Origin of the sequence: Nocardia tenerifensis NBRC 101015 (assembly GCF_000308715.1) — a bacterium.
Taxonomy (GTDB): Bacteria; Actinomycetota; Actinomycetes; order Mycobacteriales; family Mycobacteriaceae; genus Nocardia; species Nocardia tenerifensis.
On sequence record NZ_BAGH01000332.1, the window covers coordinates 1 to 15,617 of the forward strand.

The 15,617-nt window shown below is 70.9% G+C and carries 13 protein-coding genes and 1 pseudogene; 8 read left to right on the plus strand and 6 right to left on the minus strand.

Annotated elements, in window-relative coordinates:
* The 3 genes and pseudogenes from ON39_RS26345 to ON39_RS26355 form a co-directional block, all read left to right on the plus strand.
* Positions 1-273, plus strand: a pseudogene (locus ON39_RS26345) (hypothetical protein); the annotation flags it as partial.
* Entirely contained in the window at positions 270-1,040 is a 771-nt protein-coding gene (locus ON39_RS26350) for an ESX secretion-associated protein EspG (protein ID WP_040738447.1), read from the plus strand. The pseudogene ON39_RS26345 and the gene ON39_RS26350, both read left to right, overlap by 4 nt.
* A 22-nt stretch (positions 1,041-1,062) precedes the next feature.
* Complete coding sequence (locus tag ON39_RS26355; RefSeq protein ID WP_040738448.1) at positions 1,063-1,587, plus strand: gamma carbonic anhydrase family protein; 525 nt, start codon at positions 1,063-1,065, stop codon at positions 1,585-1,587.
* Between the two features lie 165 nt (positions 1,588-1,752).
* On the opposite strand, the gene ON39_RS26360 is transcribed toward ON39_RS26355, so the two are convergent.
* Positions 1,753-2,376: a phosphoribosyltransferase gene (locus tag ON39_RS26360; RefSeq protein ID WP_040738450.1), complete on the minus strand. Its 624-nt coding sequence runs from the start codon at positions 2,374-2,376 to the stop codon at positions 1,753-1,755.
* Positions 2,377-2,466: 90 nt separating this feature from the next.
* A complete protein-coding gene (locus tag ON39_RS26365; protein ID WP_051187117.1) occupies positions 2,467-3,315 on the minus strand; it encodes a carbon-nitrogen hydrolase family protein in 849 nt (282 codons plus the stop codon).
* A gap of 62 nt (positions 3,316-3,377) precedes the next feature.
* Between ON39_RS26365 and ON39_RS26370 the strand changes: the two genes are divergently transcribed.
* Together ON39_RS26370 and ON39_RS26375 are read left to right on the plus strand one after the other, a co-directional pair.
* A complete protein-coding gene (locus ON39_RS26370; RefSeq protein WP_040738451.1) occupies positions 3,378-5,165 on the plus strand; it encodes a DEAD/DEAH box helicase in 1,788 nt (595 codons plus the stop codon).
* Between the two features lie 225 nt (positions 5,166-5,390).
* Complete coding sequence (locus ON39_RS26375; protein ID WP_246002785.1) at positions 5,391-8,729, plus strand: AAA domain-containing protein; 3,339 nt, start codon at positions 5,391-5,393, stop codon at positions 8,727-8,729.
* Between the two features lie 14 nt (positions 8,730-8,743).
* Here the strand turns inward: ON39_RS26375 and ON39_RS26380 are convergent, their stop codons facing one another.
* The gene (locus ON39_RS26380; protein WP_373283740.1) at positions 8,744-9,943 is read right to left on the minus strand and encodes an amino acid deaminase/aldolase; all 1,200 of its coding nucleotides are present in this window, start codon (positions 9,941-9,943) and stop codon (positions 8,744-8,746) included.
* Between the two features lie 115 nt (positions 9,944-10,058).
* Positions 10,059-10,535, minus strand: coding sequence for a TetR family transcriptional regulator (locus tag ON39_RS26385; RefSeq protein WP_246002784.1), 477 nt, complete (start codon positions 10,533-10,535; stop codon positions 10,059-10,061).
* Positions 10,536-10,958: 423 nt separating this feature from the next.
* Here ON39_RS26385 and ON39_RS26390 point away from each other — a divergent pair, with 423 nt between their 5' ends.
* Positions 10,959-11,705, plus strand: coding sequence for a tyrosine-protein phosphatase (locus ON39_RS26390; RefSeq protein WP_040738454.1), 747 nt, complete (start codon positions 10,959-10,961; stop codon positions 11,703-11,705).
* Positions 11,706-11,712: 7 nt separating this feature from the next.
* Here the strand turns inward: ON39_RS26390 and ON39_RS26395 are convergent, their stop codons facing one another.
* Together ON39_RS26395 and ON39_RS26400 are read right to left on the minus strand one after the other, a co-directional pair.
* Entirely contained in the window at positions 11,713-12,975 is a 1,263-nt protein-coding gene (locus ON39_RS26395; protein ID WP_040738456.1) for a class I adenylate-forming enzyme family protein, read from the minus strand.
* A 92-nt stretch (positions 12,976-13,067) separates the two neighbouring features.
* The gene (locus ON39_RS26400; RefSeq protein WP_040738457.1) at positions 13,068-13,862 is read right to left on the minus strand and encodes an enoyl-CoA hydratase/isomerase family protein; all 795 of its coding nucleotides are present in this window, start codon (positions 13,860-13,862) and stop codon (positions 13,068-13,070) included.
* A 38-nt stretch (positions 13,863-13,900) separates the two neighbouring features.
* Here ON39_RS26400 and ON39_RS26405 point away from each other — a divergent pair, with 38 nt between their 5' ends.
* Together ON39_RS26405 and ON39_RS26410 are read left to right on the plus strand one after the other, a co-directional pair.
* Complete coding sequence (locus ON39_RS26405) at positions 13,901-14,923, plus strand: glutathione S-transferase family protein (protein WP_040738458.1); 1,023 nt, start codon at positions 13,901-13,903, stop codon at positions 14,921-14,923.
* A gap of 98 nt (positions 14,924-15,021) precedes the next feature.
* The coding region (locus ON39_RS26410; protein ID WP_040738459.1) for a hypothetical protein at positions 15,022-15,617 on the plus strand (596 nt) is incomplete at its 3' end.

Consider the following 15,617-nt stretch of genomic DNA (forward strand, 5'->3'; position numbering starts at 1 on the left):
GACGCCGTCGCCGGGCTCGGCGCGGGCGCGATGGGCGGACTGATGGGCGGGGCGATGGCCGTCGCCGACACGCCGCGCCAGGGTTCCAGCGTCGCCGCCAATGCGGCCAACGCCACCGCGCGGGCCGCGCGCTTCAACGAGGACGACGAGGACGACTTCCACTTCGACGACCTCCCCACCTATCTCGAGCCGTCCGACGACAACGGCGAGCTGATCGGAGCCATCGATCCGACCACGCCGCCGGTGCTCGGCGAGTGGACCGAGCTGGAGTGAATTGGACGCTGACCCCGGACCAGTTCGCGCTGGCTTGGGCGCGCACCGACGGCGACCGGATCCCGTATCCGCTGGCCGTCCGGCTGTCCGCGCGCGACACCGATGAGCGCGACGCCCAGCTGCCGGAGCTACAGAGCTGGTGCGACCGGGTGCTCGACGCCGACCTCGAGGCGGCGCTGCGCGTGCTCGGCGCGCCGGAGCTGCGGATCGAGGTCTTCGGCGAGCGCGACGGCGCGTCCGGTTCGGCGAGCGTCCGGCCGGTGCGGGTGCTGGGGGCCGCGGCGGGCAATGTCGCCGTGGTGGCCGCGCAGCGTCCCGGCGCGACCGCGGATCGCGGCGGCGACATCCGGTTGTTCGTCGGGAGCGTGAAAAACCTGACGGCGCGGGTGATTTCGATGCTGCCGGAACGCGCGCCCGGCACCACGCCCCGGTTGACCGCGCCGCTGGCCCGGGTCGGCGAGGACAGTCGCGACCTGGTCACCGTTCCGGTCGCGGGGCCGACCGTGGCCACTCGAATCCGCAGGCTGTTGCGTCGCCCCAGAGACGGGATCGGCCAGATCGTGGTCTCCGCGCGCCGCGGCGCGGGCGAACCTCAGCCGTTCGGGGTGCTCTGCTGGATCGACGTGGTGGACGACGGCCGATACTCGGTGCGCACCGGCACCGATGTCGACATCGTGCCGGTGACCGCGCACGGCTTCATCGCGCAGCTGCGCCCGATGGTCGCCGCGGCCGCCGAGCGGGCCGGAGCCTACGCCGACCGGTGGTGAAGATCGGCGTTACCGTGGACGGGTGCCCCTCTATGAATTCGAAGGCAAACGGCCGCAAGTGGATCCGACGGCGTTCGTCGCGCCGACCGCCACCTTGATCGGCGACGTGCGGGTCGAGGCGGGCGCCTCGATCTGGTACGGCGCGGTGCTGCGCGCGGACCTGGCCCCGATCATCATTCGCGAACGCGCCAACATCCAGGACAACGCGGTGCTGCACGTGCCGCCGGACGTGCCGATGGAGATCGGCCCCGGCGCGACCATCGCGCACAGCGTGGTGTTCCACGGCGCGTTCGTCGGCGCCGAGGCCATTGTCGGCAACGGAACCACGGTGCTCGACATGGCGAGAATCGGCGCGGGGACGATGGTCGCCGCGCACTCATTGGTGCAGCCCGGCACCGAGATCCCCGACGGTGTCCTGGCCGCGGGCTCCCCCGCCGTGGTGAAGCGGCCCATCGAAGGCACTCCCGCGCAGAGCTGGATCCAGCTCAACCCGGGCTTCTACGCAGAGCTCGCACAGCGTCACCGGAAGGGCGTACGAGAGGTCTGACCGCCGCGCGTCAAAACACCTGCCGCGCGTCAAAACACCTGCCGCGCGTCAAAACACATGCGGCGCGTCAAAACACATGCGGCGTATTAGGACACATGCAGCGTACGTGCGCCTGTGCGGTGAATCGGAAGGGTGTGCGGGAAAGCAGGACGTGCGCGGCGTCGATCAGGCTAAGAGGGTGGTGACCTCGTCGTCCTCGAGCTGATGGAAGTCCCCGTACGCGGTCCCGACCCCGCCGAGGCTGGGCGGCACCAGCGGACAGACGACCCGGTCGGCCTCGGCGGCGACCCTTTCCAAGGCTTCGGCGGACGAGACAGGCACGGCGACCACGAGCTGAGCCGGATGGTGCAGGCGGGCGACGCGGCAGGCGACTACGACGGTCGCGCCGGTCGCCATCCCGTCGTCGACGATCACCACCGTGCGCCCCTCGAGCGGAATCGGTTTCGCGTCGCCGCGCCACACCGTCCGACGGCGATCCAGCTCCGCCCGCTCGACATCCTCGACCCCGAGGAACTCCTTGGGGCTCACGCCGATGTGCGACAACACATCCGAGTTGAGCACCCGGACGCCGTCCTCGCCGATCGCGCCCATCGCGAGCTCCGGCTGCCACGGCACGCCGAGCTTGCGGACCAGCAGGATGTCGAGGTCACCGCCGATGACGTCGCGGATTCCCGCGGCCACCGGAACTCCGCCGCGGGGCAGGCCGAGCAGCAGCGGCCGCGCCGCGCGCAGGTCCTCCAGATACGTGGCGAGCGCGCGACCGGCCGAGGTCCGATCGGTGTAGCTCATTCATCGAAACGCTACGCCCACCCGTCACCCGACCACCACCCCTCACCGAATCGCACAGTCCCATACCTCTCAAAGGGCAATGGGGCTATGTCAGCTGCTCTCGGCGATCGCGAACCGGCGCAGCGCGAGACTCGGATTAGTCGTGCGAACCTCCGCCAACCGAGCAAGATCGACGCCCGCGCTCAACACCCCCGTCTCACCCCCGAGCTCGGCGAGCACCGCCCCGGTCGGATCGATGATCATCGACGCCCCTGCCCCGAGCGGCGCGGCTTGGTCGGCCGCCGCCACGTACACCGTGTTCTCGATGGCGCGGGCCCGCAGCAGCGTCGTCCACTGATCGACCTTGCCCGGCCCGGGAATCCACTGCGCCGGCAACACGAGCACCTGCGCGCCCGCCGCGGCCACCCGGCGGATGCCCTCGGGGAAGCGCAGATCGAAACAGGTCTGCAGGCCGAATGTCACGTCCGCCACAGTGAAGAGGGCGGGCGGTTCGATCGTGCCCGCCTCGACCATCTCCGATTCGACGAAGCCGAACGCGTCGTAGAGATGCACCTTCCGATACGCCGTGACGAGGTCGCCGTCCGGCCCGAGGACGACGAGCGTGTTGCGGATCCGGTCGCCGCCGGACGCGCCCCGCTCCACCATTCCGGCGACCAGGTGCACGCCGAATTCGCGCGCGATCGCGCCGAGCCCGGCGACGAACGGCCCGGTCAGAGGTTCGGCGACGGCGACGACCCGCTCGTCGAGCCGGGTGACGGCAAACATCGAGTATTCCGGCGCGACGACCACCCGCGCGCCCCGCTCGCGCGCCGCGCCCACGTGCTCGCGCAACGCCGAAAGGTTGGCCGTCGGATCGGTGCCGGGGGCGAACTGGACGACCGCCACGTCCAGCTCGCCGAGTGCTGAGGTCTGATTCGTTTCAGAGCTATCCAGTTGCATACGTCTCACCGTATTGGGGCGGTGACCGAGCGGACCAGTGCTAGGCAGTAAACTCCTGGTCAATGAGTACCAATCAGGTCGACAGCGTTCCTGGCGACAACGACAGGGACACCGACGGCCCGACCTTCGCCGATCTCGGAATCGACGACCGCATCCTCGCGGCCGTCGCCGATGTGGGCTATGAGTCGCCGTCGCCGATTCAGGCCGCGACGATTCCGCCGCTGCTCACCGGCGCCGATGTGGTCGGCCTCGCGCAGACCGGCACCGGCAAGACCGCGGCCTTCGCGATCCCGATTCTGATGGGTCTCGAAACCTCCGGCAAACTCCCGCAGGCCCTGGTGCTGGCGCCGACGCGCGAGCTCGCTATCCAGGTGGCCGAGGCGTTCGGTCGCTACGCGACCCACATTCCCGGGCTGCACGTGCTGCCGATCTACGGCGGCCAGGCCTACGGTGTCCAGCTGTCCGGCCTGCGCCGCGGCGCGCACGTGGTGGTCGGCACGCCGGGCCGGGTGATCGATCACCTGGAGAAGGGCACGCTCGACCTCTCGCAGCTGAAGTACCTCGTGCTCGACGAGGCCGACGAGATGCTGAAGATGGGCTTCCAGGAGGACGTCGAGCGCATCCTCAAGGACACGCCGTCGACCAAGCAGGTCGCGCTGTTCTCGGCGACCATGCCGGGCGCCATCCGCAAGATCTCCAAGCAGTACCTCAACGATCCGGTCGAGATCACCGTCAAGTCGAAGACCTCCACCGCCACGAACATCACCCAGCGCTGGGTGCAGGTCTCGCATCAGCGCAAGCTGGACGCGCTGACCAGGGTGCTCGAGGTCGAGTCGTTCGAGGCGATGATCATCTTCGTGCGGACCAAGCAGGCCACCGAGGAGCTGGCCGAAAAGCTGCGCGCCCGAGGCTTTTCCGCCGCGGCCATCAACGGCGACATCGCGCAGAACCAGCGCGAGCGCACCATCGGGCAGCTCAAGTCCGGCGCGCTGGACATCCTGGTCGCCACCGATGTCGCCGCGCGCGGCCTCGACGTCGACCGCATCTCGCACGTGGTCAACTACGACATCCCGCACGACACCGAGTCCTACGTGCACCGCATCGGGCGCACCGGCCGGGCCGGGCGCAGCGGCGAGGCTCTGCTGTTCGTCGCGCCGCGCGAGCGCCACCTGCTCAAGGCGATCGAGCGGGCCACCAGGCATCCCCTCGAGGAGATGCAGCTGCCCAGCGTCGACGACGTCAACGCCCAGCGCGTCGCCAAGTTCGGCGACGACATCACCGAGAGCCTGACCTCCTCGAACCTGGCGCTGTTCCGCAGGCTCATCGAGGATTACGAACGCGAGCACGACATTCCGCTGGTCGACATCGCGGCCGCGCTGGCCGTGCTCTCCCGCGACGGCGACAACTTCCTGATGCAGCCGGAGCCGCCGGAGCCGGTGCGCGAACGCAGGGAACGGCCGGATCGCCAGCGCCGCTTCGAGGACGACGACCGCGGCGGTTTCCCCTCGCACAGCCGCGCCAACGGCACCGAGCTGGCCACCTACCGGATCAGCGTCGGCAAGCGGCACCGCGTGGTGCCGGGCGCGATCGTCGGCGCGATCGCCAACGAGGGCGGCCTGCGCCGCAGCGACTTCGGGCACATCAGCATCCGGCCCGACCACAGCCTGGTCGAGCTGCCCGCGAACCTGCCGCCGGAGACGCTGGAGGCGTTGCGGCGCACCAGGATCAGCGGCGTGCTCATCCAGCTGACCCCCGATCAGGGTCCGCCGGGACAGCGCGCGTTCAGCCGGGGCCCGCGCCGCGAGGGCGGCAATGCCAAGCGGCCGGAGCGGCGTAAGCCACGCTCCTGACCCGGGCAGGGTAGGCCGAGGTCAGGCGCGCTAGCTACAGTGTTGCCGTCCGTGCGTAATTGGTGCCGACGGCAGCGGGTGTCCCGCGAAAACTCGAGACGTGATGAGCGACAATGGCGCTGCCTGCTCATCGAGGGCCGACCGGGGCGACACTTGCGCAGCCCGTTGATCGTTGACCGATCGGGTGCGGGTGTCGCCGTAGACACAGGAGGGCCGCGTTTGTTCGTGTTCGGTGATCGTGTCGTCTGCTCCGCCGTCGACCTCGTGCGCGCGGCGCGCTGTGAATTCGCATTGCTTCGCGCCCTCGACACCGAACTCGGCACCGTCGCGGCCGATCCGGAGACCGCCGCCGAATGGGCGCCCGCGCCGTGCGACCGGTTCGACGACGCGCGCGACCGCAGGCTCAGCGACTTCCGCGATCGCTTCGGCGCCTCGATGGTGGAGATCCAACGCCCGCAGCACAAGTCGGACGGCGCGCGGACGCTCGTCGCCGGGCTGGCGGCCGCGCACGCGGAGACCGTCGCGGCGCTGCGGGCCGGGGCGCACGTCATCCACGGGGCCACCTTCTTCGACGGCGCCTTCGACTGCTCCTGCGATTTCCTGGTGCGCGCGGGACATCGGGTGCGCTACACCGCGCACGGCACCGCGTACAGCGCGGCCGAGCGGGTCGGCGCCGCACTGGAACTCGCCGCCTGCGCCGACGCGGTGGACAGCAGCGGCTCGTTGACCGGCCCGCTCATCCGGCTGCACCTGGGCGAGGACGACACGGCGTACGCGCTCGGCGATCTGATCCCGGTGTATCGGGCCCGCAGAAGCAGGGTCGAGCGCATTGTGGACGAGAAGATGAGCGAGCTGCTACCCGTGCAGTGGGGCGATCCGCGCTACCTCGCCTGCGGGCGCTGCGGGACGTGCACCACCGCCGCGGCCGCGGCCAGGGATCTGCTGCTGGTCGCGGGGGTGCAGGCGACGACCCGGGCGCGGCTGCGCGAGGCGGGCGTGAGCACCATCGACCGCCTGGCCGCCACCGCCGGCACGGTGCGTGGCGTGCCGCCGCGCACCTTCACGACGCTGCGCAGGCAGGCCGAGATCCAGCTCCGCCGTGAGGTTTCCGGACAGCCGACGCACAGCCTGGTCGACCCGGCCGCGCTCGGCGCGCTGCCGCCGCCCTCCCCCGGCGACCTCTCGCTCACCGTCAAGGGGGGCGGGGGTACGCCGCTGGCCATCGAGGTCGGCGGGCAGGGCGAGGTGCTGTTGAGTCTGCGTGTGCCGTGCGGAACGGCGGGTGAAGCGGCCGGACAGCAGCGCGCGCTGGAGGAGGTGCTCGACTATCTGGCGCGGCGGCGGCGGACGCATCCGGACATGCACGTCTACCACTACACGTCCGCGGTGCGCACCGCACTGCTGCGCTGCACGGGCAGCACGGGGGTCGGCGAGGAGATCGTCGACGAGTTGCTCTGCGACGGCGTGCTCGTCGACCTGTACCCGATCGTGCGCAACGCGCTGATCGTCGGCGAACGCTCCTACCACTTGCACAGGCTGGCGCGGTTGCTGCCCGACACGCACCCGCCCACCGAACAAGACTGCCTGACCGTGCTACGCCTGCGGGACTGGTTGCTCGACCGGGCCGCCGAGCAGCGTGTCGATCCCAGAGCGCCATCCTTGGAACGGGCCGAATTCCGATGTGGAACAGCCGATTTCGATGAACCGACGCCAGTAAGCCCGTCCTCGTTCGAGGCGGCGCTCGCCGAATACGCCGCGGCGCTGGGCGAACCGCGGCACACCGCGGCGATGATGGCCGCCGCGCTCGGCTACCACCGGCGCGAACGCCAGCCGCTATGGTGGGCGCACGTCGACCGGCTCAGCTATCCGGTCGACGAATGGGCCGACGCCCCAGGGGTTCTCGTCGCCGAGTGGGGCACCGTCGACACCAAGTGGCACCGCAGCCCGGACCGGCCGACCATGCGCCGCTACCTCACGCTGACCGGCCGGATCGGGTCGAGCTGGAGCGCGGGCGGCCCGGGCCCGGCGACCGTGCTGACCCCGGGCGCCACCGTCTACACCCTCTACGACCGCCCGGCACCCGCGGGCATGGTCACCGCCGTCGGCCGCCGCGCCACCGCCGTCGCCACCGTGCTCGGCTGCTCGGTCGACGCCGAGTTCGACGACGCCGTCCGCCTCGAGGAGCTGCTGCCGGACGGCTGCGAACCCTACGACGAGCTGCCGACCGCGATCGCCCCCGGCCTGCCCGCCTGGGACTGGAACGCCGAGACCGCGGTCGAATTCGCCGCTCAGCAGCTGCTCGTCGCGCTGCCGGAGATTCCGGAGACCGCCGTGTTCGATCTGCTCGCCCGCCGCCCGCCGCGGCTGCGCGACGGCGCCGCGCTGCCCGACGTGCACGGCGACCACGCCGCGGCGATCACCGCCGCGGTGCTCGAACTCGACGACTCCTACCTCGCCGTGCAGGGTCCGTCGGGTACCGGCAAGACCTCCACCGCCGCCCGGGTGCTCGAACGGCTCGTCACCCGGCACAAGTGGCGGATCGGCGTGGTGGGACGGACGCATTCGACGGTGGAGAACCTGCTGGACGCGGTGGTCCGAGTGGGCGTGCTGCCGGAGCTGGTGGCGAAGAAGGATGTCGAGTCGGTGCGGCCGGAGTGGGCCGTCATCGACGCCTCCCGGTATGCCCGCTTCCTGGACAACGCCATCAGCGGCTGCGTACTCGGCGGCACCGCAACCGATTTCGCCGACGCCGACATGGTGGCCCGGGAATCGCTCGACCTGCTGGTGATCGCCGACGCGGGCCGGTTCCCCCTGGCCGACGCCGTCGCGGTCGGGGTCGGCGCGCGAAACCTCTTGCTGCTCGGCGATCCCGTGCCGCCCGCCACGCACAGCGCGCACCCGGAGCCGGTCGGCGAATCGGTGCTCGGCTGGCTCACCGACGGACGGCACACGCTGCCCGCCGACCGCGGCTACTTCCTCGACCGCACCTGGCGGATGCATCCCCGGGTGTGCGAGCCGATCTCCCGGCTGTACTACGACGGCCGCCTGCGCTCCAACGAAACCGTCACCCTCGCAAGGGAACTCGACGGCGAGCCGCCCGGCGTCAGCACCGTGCTGGTCCCCCACCACGGCAATGCCACCGAGTCCGCGGCCGAGGCGCGCGAGGTGGTCCGGCGGGTGCGCGCCCTGCTGGCGATGAACTGGACCATCGGCGCGATGACCCGGCGGGTGCATCCGCACGACATCTTCGTGGTCGCGCCGTACGCGGCGCAGGTCGGCCGGATCCGAACCATGCTGGCGCGCGCCAAGATCGAGGATGTGCTCGTCGGCACGCCGGACCGATTCCGGGGCAGGGAGGCGGCCGTCGTGCTGCTCTCCATGACCACGTCGAGCCCCGCCGACGCGCCCTACGGCATGCCGTTCCTGTTGTCGCGCGCGCTGATCCACTCCGCGCTGTGCCGCGCGATGTGGAAGGCCGTGATCATCCGCTCGCCGCTGCTGAGCGAGTATCTGCCCGCCGCACCCGACGAAATGCCGGACCTGGCCGGGTTTTTGCGGCTCTGACGGTCGAAAACCGCTCAGCCGAAGCAGTTTCCCTCGCCGCGGTAGGTCGGCACGGTGGTCCGGGCGCCGTTGGCGTCGACCAGGTGCACCTTGTCGAAACGTTCACACAGCTCGCCGGCCTTGGCGTGGCGGAACCACACTCGGTCGCCGATGCGCAGCTGCGCGGCGCCGGTCAGCGGGGTCTGCACCTCGCCCGCCCCCTCGGTGCCGATCAGGCGTAAACCGCTGGGCCACACCGGCTTCGGCACGCGGGACGCGCCCGTGGGGCCCGAGGCGATATAGCCGCCCGCGAAAACCGTCGCGATGGAGGGTGCGGGGCGGCGCAGCACCGAGGTCGCGAAGAACAGGGCGGGCCGCGGCGTGAAGGCGCGGTAGTGGTCGAACAGCGTGGGCACGTACAGCCCGGAACCCGCGGTCACCTCGGTGACGTCCGGGTCGGCGACGCTGACCTCGATCGACCCGCTGCCGCCGCTGTTGACGATCTCCAGCTTGCCGGTCACCGAGCGCACCGCGTCCAGCACGCGCTTGCGGCGCTTGGTGATCTCGGCCGCCGAGGCCCGCTTCATCAGGCGCAGGGCGACATTGCTGTCGGGCATGCCCGCGATCTGCGCCTCGTAGGTCATCACGCCGACCACCTCGAACTTGCGCCGCAGCGCGGCGCCGGCGAGGGCCGCGGCCTGTTCGGGGGTGCGCACCGGCGAGCGGCGCACGCCGAGGTGGAGCGGGCCGATCCGGAGCGAGGCGTCGACGTCCAGGCAGACCCGGGGGCGCACCAGGTCGGTGCCGAGCGCGGCGCGGATGAGGTCGAGCTGATCGACGTCGTCGACCATCAGGGTGATCGAGCGCAGCAGCGTCTCGTCGCCGGCCAGCTCGGCCAGCGCGGCGCGGTCGACGGTCGGGTAGCCGAGCAGAATGTCGCGAGCGCCGCGACGGGCCAGCCAGATGGCCTCGGCCAGGGAATAGCACATGAGACCCGCGAAGCCGCCCGCGGCGGTGAGCTCGTCGCCGAGTACCTCTTCGAGGACGGCGCGGCAGCGCACGGACTTGCTGGCGACGCGCACCGGGACGCCGTTCGCGCGGCGCACCAGATCGGCGGCGTTCGCGCGCAACGCGGTCAGATCGAGGGCGGCCAGCGGCGGGTCGAGTTCGGCGGTGGCCGCGTGTAGGTTCGCGATGGTCTCGCGAAGGCTCGTCTCCGGGGCGCCCTGGGGCACCGCCTCGCCGGTTCGCTCGCCGCGCTCGCTCACGGGCTCCACTCAACCATTAACTTGGTCAAACGTCCAGTATTTGCGGCTCGGGTATTCGCCGAGGTCACCGCGTTCGAGAGGGCTACACCTCGGCGGCCCTGGTGGCCAGGCTGCTCACGAGATCGTCGAGCACCACCAGCATTGTTTCGTCATTGCAGTCCGCGAGCCAGCGCAACACGGTGCCCTGCAGCACCGAGACCGCGTAGGCCGCGATGGCCTCCACCGGCTCCAGCCACTGCGCGCCCGAACGGTCGGCGCAGAGCTGCAGGAAGGCGGCGACCTCGGCGTCCATCTCCCGGTAGACGGCGCTCGCCTCCGGATCCGCGATGCAGTCGGTCTGCACCGCCCAGCGCTCACGCAGCGTCCGCACCGCCGCCTCGTACGCCTCGACCTGCTTGGCCGGGGCGGACTTGACCAGCGGCCAGTACGCGCTCACGCCGGCGTGCAGTAGCACGCGTAGCGCGCGCACGCCTCCGTGGTCCAGTGACGCGGCCGCCTTCTCGACGGCCTCGCAGATTGTCGGCCGCAGCCGAACCACTGCGGTGTCTGCTCGTATCAACGACGACTCCCTCGGCGAAAAGATCTCGCGCACCCTCGTCGGCGCGACTCGTCGAACATGGCGGGCAATTCGCTGGAAATCCCAGGCTGCCCGGTCCAACGTTCATCAATGGTAGAGGGTTTTCGGGGTTTGAGAACGGGTTCAGTGGGGAATTCCAGACCGAAAGAATGTTTTGTTACCCAACCGGAATGGTCAAGGGTCCACTTCACGCTGCCCGAGTCCCGAGTTTCCCTCTCTGGCGGGCCCGCCCCAGCCCTGCCCGGCTGAAAACAGACCGTTGTCCACTGTACGGGCGGGTACGGGCCACCCTCGAATCCTGTGGGCGATCACACAGGTGAACGGCGCAAAACCGCCACCTACGCGTGCGCGGTTCGATCCGGAAACGACACCCGCTCGACGCCGACGGGCGGATAGCCTGAGCCGGTGACTCTCTCGCCGCCAGCCGACCAGTACCTCATCTCCGGCACCTTCAACTTCCGCGACCTGGGTGGACTGCGCACCGTCGACGGCGCGCGGATCCGTCCCGGCGTGTTCCTGCGCTCGGCCCAGCTCACCGGGCTCGACGAGGCGGGGCTGGCCGCGCTGCGCGAACTGCGCGTCAGCGACGTGCACGACCTGCGCGGCGAGCGCGAGATCGCGCACATCGGCGACGACCGGCTGCCCGAGGGCGTGCGGTTGCACGTCACGCCGTTCGACGCGCGGATGGCCGAGGCGCCCCCGCACCACACCGACGCGCAGGGCGCTTTCGCCCACATGCTCGAGGTCTACCGGATGTTCCCCGCGCTGCCGGAGGCGCACGCCGCGCTGGCCGCGCTCGCCCGCTCCATCGTGCGCGGCGAGGGCGCGGTGCTCGTGCACTGCGCGGCGGGCAAGGATCGCACCGGCTGGGCCGTCGCCACGCTGCTGCGCGCGGTCGGCGTGACCGAGGAGGACGTGCGCGCCGACTACCTGCAGAGCAACGGCGCCGTCCCGGCCCTGCGCGCCATGATGACGACAAAACTGCTCGGCGGCGAGGAACTCTCGATCGACCTGCTCGGCGTGCGCGAGGAGTACCTCAGCACCGCCACCGCGTCCATGCACGAGTTCCACGGTGACATCGATACCTATCTGACGGTCGCCGGGATCACCCCGGACCTGCGCGCCCGGCTGCGCGAGCGAATGGTGGAGTGAGACAGCGTTATTCGCTGCGAGCCGGGCCGCGCCGGACCAGACCGTCGGCGTCGATGGTCACCTGGTCGCCGGTGTGGAACCAGGTTCCGGTGAAGCGGGCCGCGGTGGTCGTCGGGTCGTTCCAGTAGCGCGGACAGACGTTCGGGCCCCGGCACAGCAGTTCGCCGTGGCCGGCCTGGGCCTGGGGACCCCACAGCGCCAATTCCGTTCCGCCGAACGGGAATCCGAGCACGGCGCCGACGTCCGGGACCGACGCCGCGTCGTCGACGGCCAGGCCGATGCCGCTGGTTTCGGTGGCGCCCCAGATCGACCACTGCCGCGCGGCCGGGAACATCTCGCGCAGTTCGGCGGCCAGATCCGCGGGGGCGGCCGGGGCGACGGCGCGTTCGCCGCGGTGCCAGGCCTTGCTGATCCGGACGATGTCACCGGTGCGCACGCCGTCGTCGTGCAGGGCGGCGAGCTCGGGCAGCAGGCCCGCGAAGATCCGCGGCGTCGCCGAGACCATGTCGATCCGTTCGGACACAACGGCTTCCGCGAGGCCGCGCCCGTCGCGGGCCAGCACCACGGTGCCGCCGACGGCGAAGGTCGGCAGCAGCTGGTCGACGCAGCCGCTGGCATGGGCGAGCGGCAGCAGCACCAGATTGCGCAGGCCGTCGGTCGGCAGGTCGAGCGCGGAGACCACCGACCGGATCGCCGACAGCAGGTTCTCGTTGGTCAGCTCGACGCCCTTGGGCGCGGTCGCGCTGTGCGGAGTGCCGCTGGTGTAGCTGAGCAGGGCCAGATCACCCAGTGCCGCACCGTCATCGATGTAGGCGGCGCCGTCGGGCAGGTCGGCGCCGCGGGCGATGTCGCGGCCGAGCACGAAATCGGCGCTGCTGTCGGCGATCACGCGCTCGGCGACCGCGTCGGGCAGCCCGTCGTGCACCAGCACCGGCACCGCGCCGCTCAGCAGCGCGCCGAGGAACGCCTGCACCCAGCGCACGCCGGTGGGCATGTGCACGGCGACCCGATCGCCGTACCCGATGCCGTGCTCCTGCAGACCGCCCGCGATGCGGGAGGCCGAGTGCCACAGCTCCCGGTAGGTCAGCCGGGGGCCGCCGACCTCGACCACGGCCTCGCGCGTGGAGAACGCGTGCACCTGCAGGTCGAGCAGCTCGGTGAGCGCCGGGGTGAGGTTGCCGTAGCGCAGCACGCCGTCGGCCCCGCGGGCCAGCGGGTTGTCCGGCGCACACGGGCGCGTCAGTGGGTATTCGACGAGCAACTGCGACATTCGTCCTCCGCACGCCTCGAGTCAGCAGGCACTGCGACTATATGACGCGAGTCACACTTTCGCGGGCAGAGACGGCGAACGTGTCCGAGCCGTCACCGCCCGGTGTAGGTGGCCTTCCCCGGCCCGACCTCGAGGAAGCTGCGCACCGCGCCCCGCAGATCGTCGGTGTCGAACAGCGCGCCGGACACCTCGGGCGTCACCGAATCCGCGTGCGCCACACCGCCGGAACGCCACGCCTCGATGATCTTCTTGGTCGCGGCGTGCGCCACCGTCGGGCCCTGCGCCAGCCGGTGCGCCAATTCCCTTGCGGCGGTGTCGACATCGTCGTGGACGGCGTTCACCACGCCCCACTCCGCCATGGTCGCCGCGTCGTACAGGTCGCCGGTCATCACGAACTCGCGCGCGCGGCCCGAGCCCGCGCGCTCGGCGAGCCGCTGCGGGCCGCCCATCGACGGCGTCAGGCCGACCACGGTCTCCACCAGGCCGAACTTCGCCTTCGGCGCGGCGAGGACGATGTCGCAGGCCAGCGCGATCTCGAAGGCTGCGGTCAGGGTGAGCCCGTGCGCGGCGAAGATCACCGGGCAGGGCAGCGCCTCGAGCGGGTGGATGATCCGCGCGAACAGGGTCCGCCACAGCTCGGCGCCCTCCTCGACGGACAGCCCGTCGAAGACGTGCACGTCGACGCCGCCGGACACCAGCTTGCCCTCGGCGCGCAGCAGCACGGCGCGCGGCGGGTTCGCCGAGAGTTCGGCGATGTCCTCGATCAGCGCGTCGAGCATCGCCCGGTCGAAGAGGTTGAGCGGCGGATGGGCGAGCGTCAGGGTCGCCACCTCCGCGCCGCCGTCGGTGGTTTCGCGGTCCAGGCGGGTGGCCTTCGAATCGGTCATTGGGTCAGACTAGGTCTTCTGTCTGCGAGACTGTCCGGGTGACCAAGTCGGCGGAGAGCGGCTCGTACGTGGAGCCCGGCGAGTTCAAGCGGGACACGAACTACATCACCACGCGGATCACCGCGGACGGGCGCGACGGTTACCCCGTCGAGCCGGGGCGCTACCGCCTGGTCGCGGCGCGGGCCTGCCCGTGGGCCAATCGCACGCTGATCGTGCGTCGCCTGCTCGGGCTGGAGGGCGTGCTCTCGCTCGGGCTGTGCGGGCCGACGCACGACAAGCTCAGCTGGACCTTCGACCTCGACCCGGGCGGCGTCGACCCGGTGCTCGGCATCCCCCGGCTGCGCGACGCGTATCTGGCGCGCTTCCCGGACTATCCGCGCGGCATCACGGTGCCCGCGGTGGTGGACGTGCCGACCGGTCAGGTGGTGACCAACGACTACGCGCAGATCACCCTCGACTTCTCCACCGAGTGGACCGAGTTCCACCGGCCCGGCGCGCCCCAGCTCTACCCCGAACCGCTGCGCGCGGAGATCGACGAGGTCAACCTCGCGGTGTTCCGCGACGTCAACAACGGCGTCTACCGCTGCGGCTTCGCCGGATCGCAGGACGCCTACGAGACCGCCTACGATCGGCTCTTCGCCCGGCTGGATTGGCTCTCCGAACGCCTTGCGACGCAACGGTATCTGGTCGGCGACACGATCACCGAGGCCGACGTGCGGCTGTTCACCACGCTGGCCAGGTTCGATCCCGTGTACCACGGCCACTTCAAGTGCAACCGCGCCAAGCTGAGCGAGATGCCGGTGCTGTGGGCCTACGCGCGCGACCTCTACCAGACCCCCGGCTTCGGCGACACCACCGATTTCGCGCAGATCAAGGAGCACTACTACGTGGTGCACCGCGACATCAACCCGACCGGGATCGTGCCTAAGGGGCCGGATCTCGCGAACTGGCTGACCCCGCACGGCCGGGAAGCGTTGGGCGGGCGCCCCTTCGGCGACGGCACCCCGCCGCCTCCGCCGCCGCTGGCCGAGCGGGTGCCCGCGCTGCACCAGCCGAGCTGATGGAACCCGTCGGGCTGGGTACATCGTTGTCATAAGCGAGCTCGTAGTCGACGGTGTCCTACAGTTCAACCAGCAGACCGAGGAGGAGGGTGCCGCCGATGTTCAAAGGCGCGTTCGAGAAAACGGTGGTCCAGCTACTCGATACGGGGTCCCGCCTGCAGGGCCCCGCGGTCGCGAAGTATGTCGACCGAGTCCGGCGCTCCCATCCGTCGGAGAGTCCCGCACAGATCATCGAGCGCCTGGAGAACCAGTACCTGCTCGCGGTGACCGGCAGCGGCGGCGCGGTCGGCGCGACGGCGGCGGTGCCGGGCGTCGGCACGGTCGCGGCGGTCGCCGCGGTCAGCGCGGAGACCACCTTCTTCATGGAGGCCTCCGCCGTGTTCACCCTCGCGGTGGCGGCGGTGCACGGCATCGCGCCGGAGGATCAGGAGCAGCGCAGGGCGCTGGTGCTCGCCGTCGTGCTCGGCGAGGGCGGCATGGACATCGTGCAGAAGACCGTCGGCACCTCGGCGAAGAACTGGGGCACGGTGTTCGCCAACCGGATTCCCGGCCTCTCCTCGATGAACGACTCGTTGCTCAAGCGGTTCATCATTCGCTTCATCACCCGGCGCGCGGCCCTGATGGCGGGCAAGGTCGTGCCCGCGGGCATCGGCGCGGTGATCGGCGGCGTCGGCAACCGCGCGATGGGCAAAAC

Bases quoted from the DNA above. Each gene is read 5' to 3' on its own strand.
- ON39_RS26360 (WP_040738450.1), bottom strand. From the start codon at position 2,376: ATGAGCTACACCGATCGGACCTCGGCCGGTCGCGCGCTCGCCACGTAT.
- ON39_RS26365 (WP_051187117.1), bottom strand. From the start codon at position 3,315: ATGCAACTGGATAGCTCTGAAACGAATCAGACCTCAGCACTCGGCGAG.
- ON39_RS26370 (WP_040738451.1), top strand. From the start codon at position 3,378: ATGAGTACCAATCAGGTCGACAGCGTTCCTGGCGACAACGACAGGGAC.
- ON39_RS26395 (WP_040738456.1), bottom strand. From the start codon at position 12,975: ATGTCGCAGTTGCTCGTCGAATACCCACTGACGCGCCCGTGTGCGCCG.
- ON39_RS26400 (WP_040738457.1), bottom strand. From the start codon at position 13,862: ATGACCGATTCGAAGGCCACCCGCCTGGACCGCGAAACCACCGACGGC.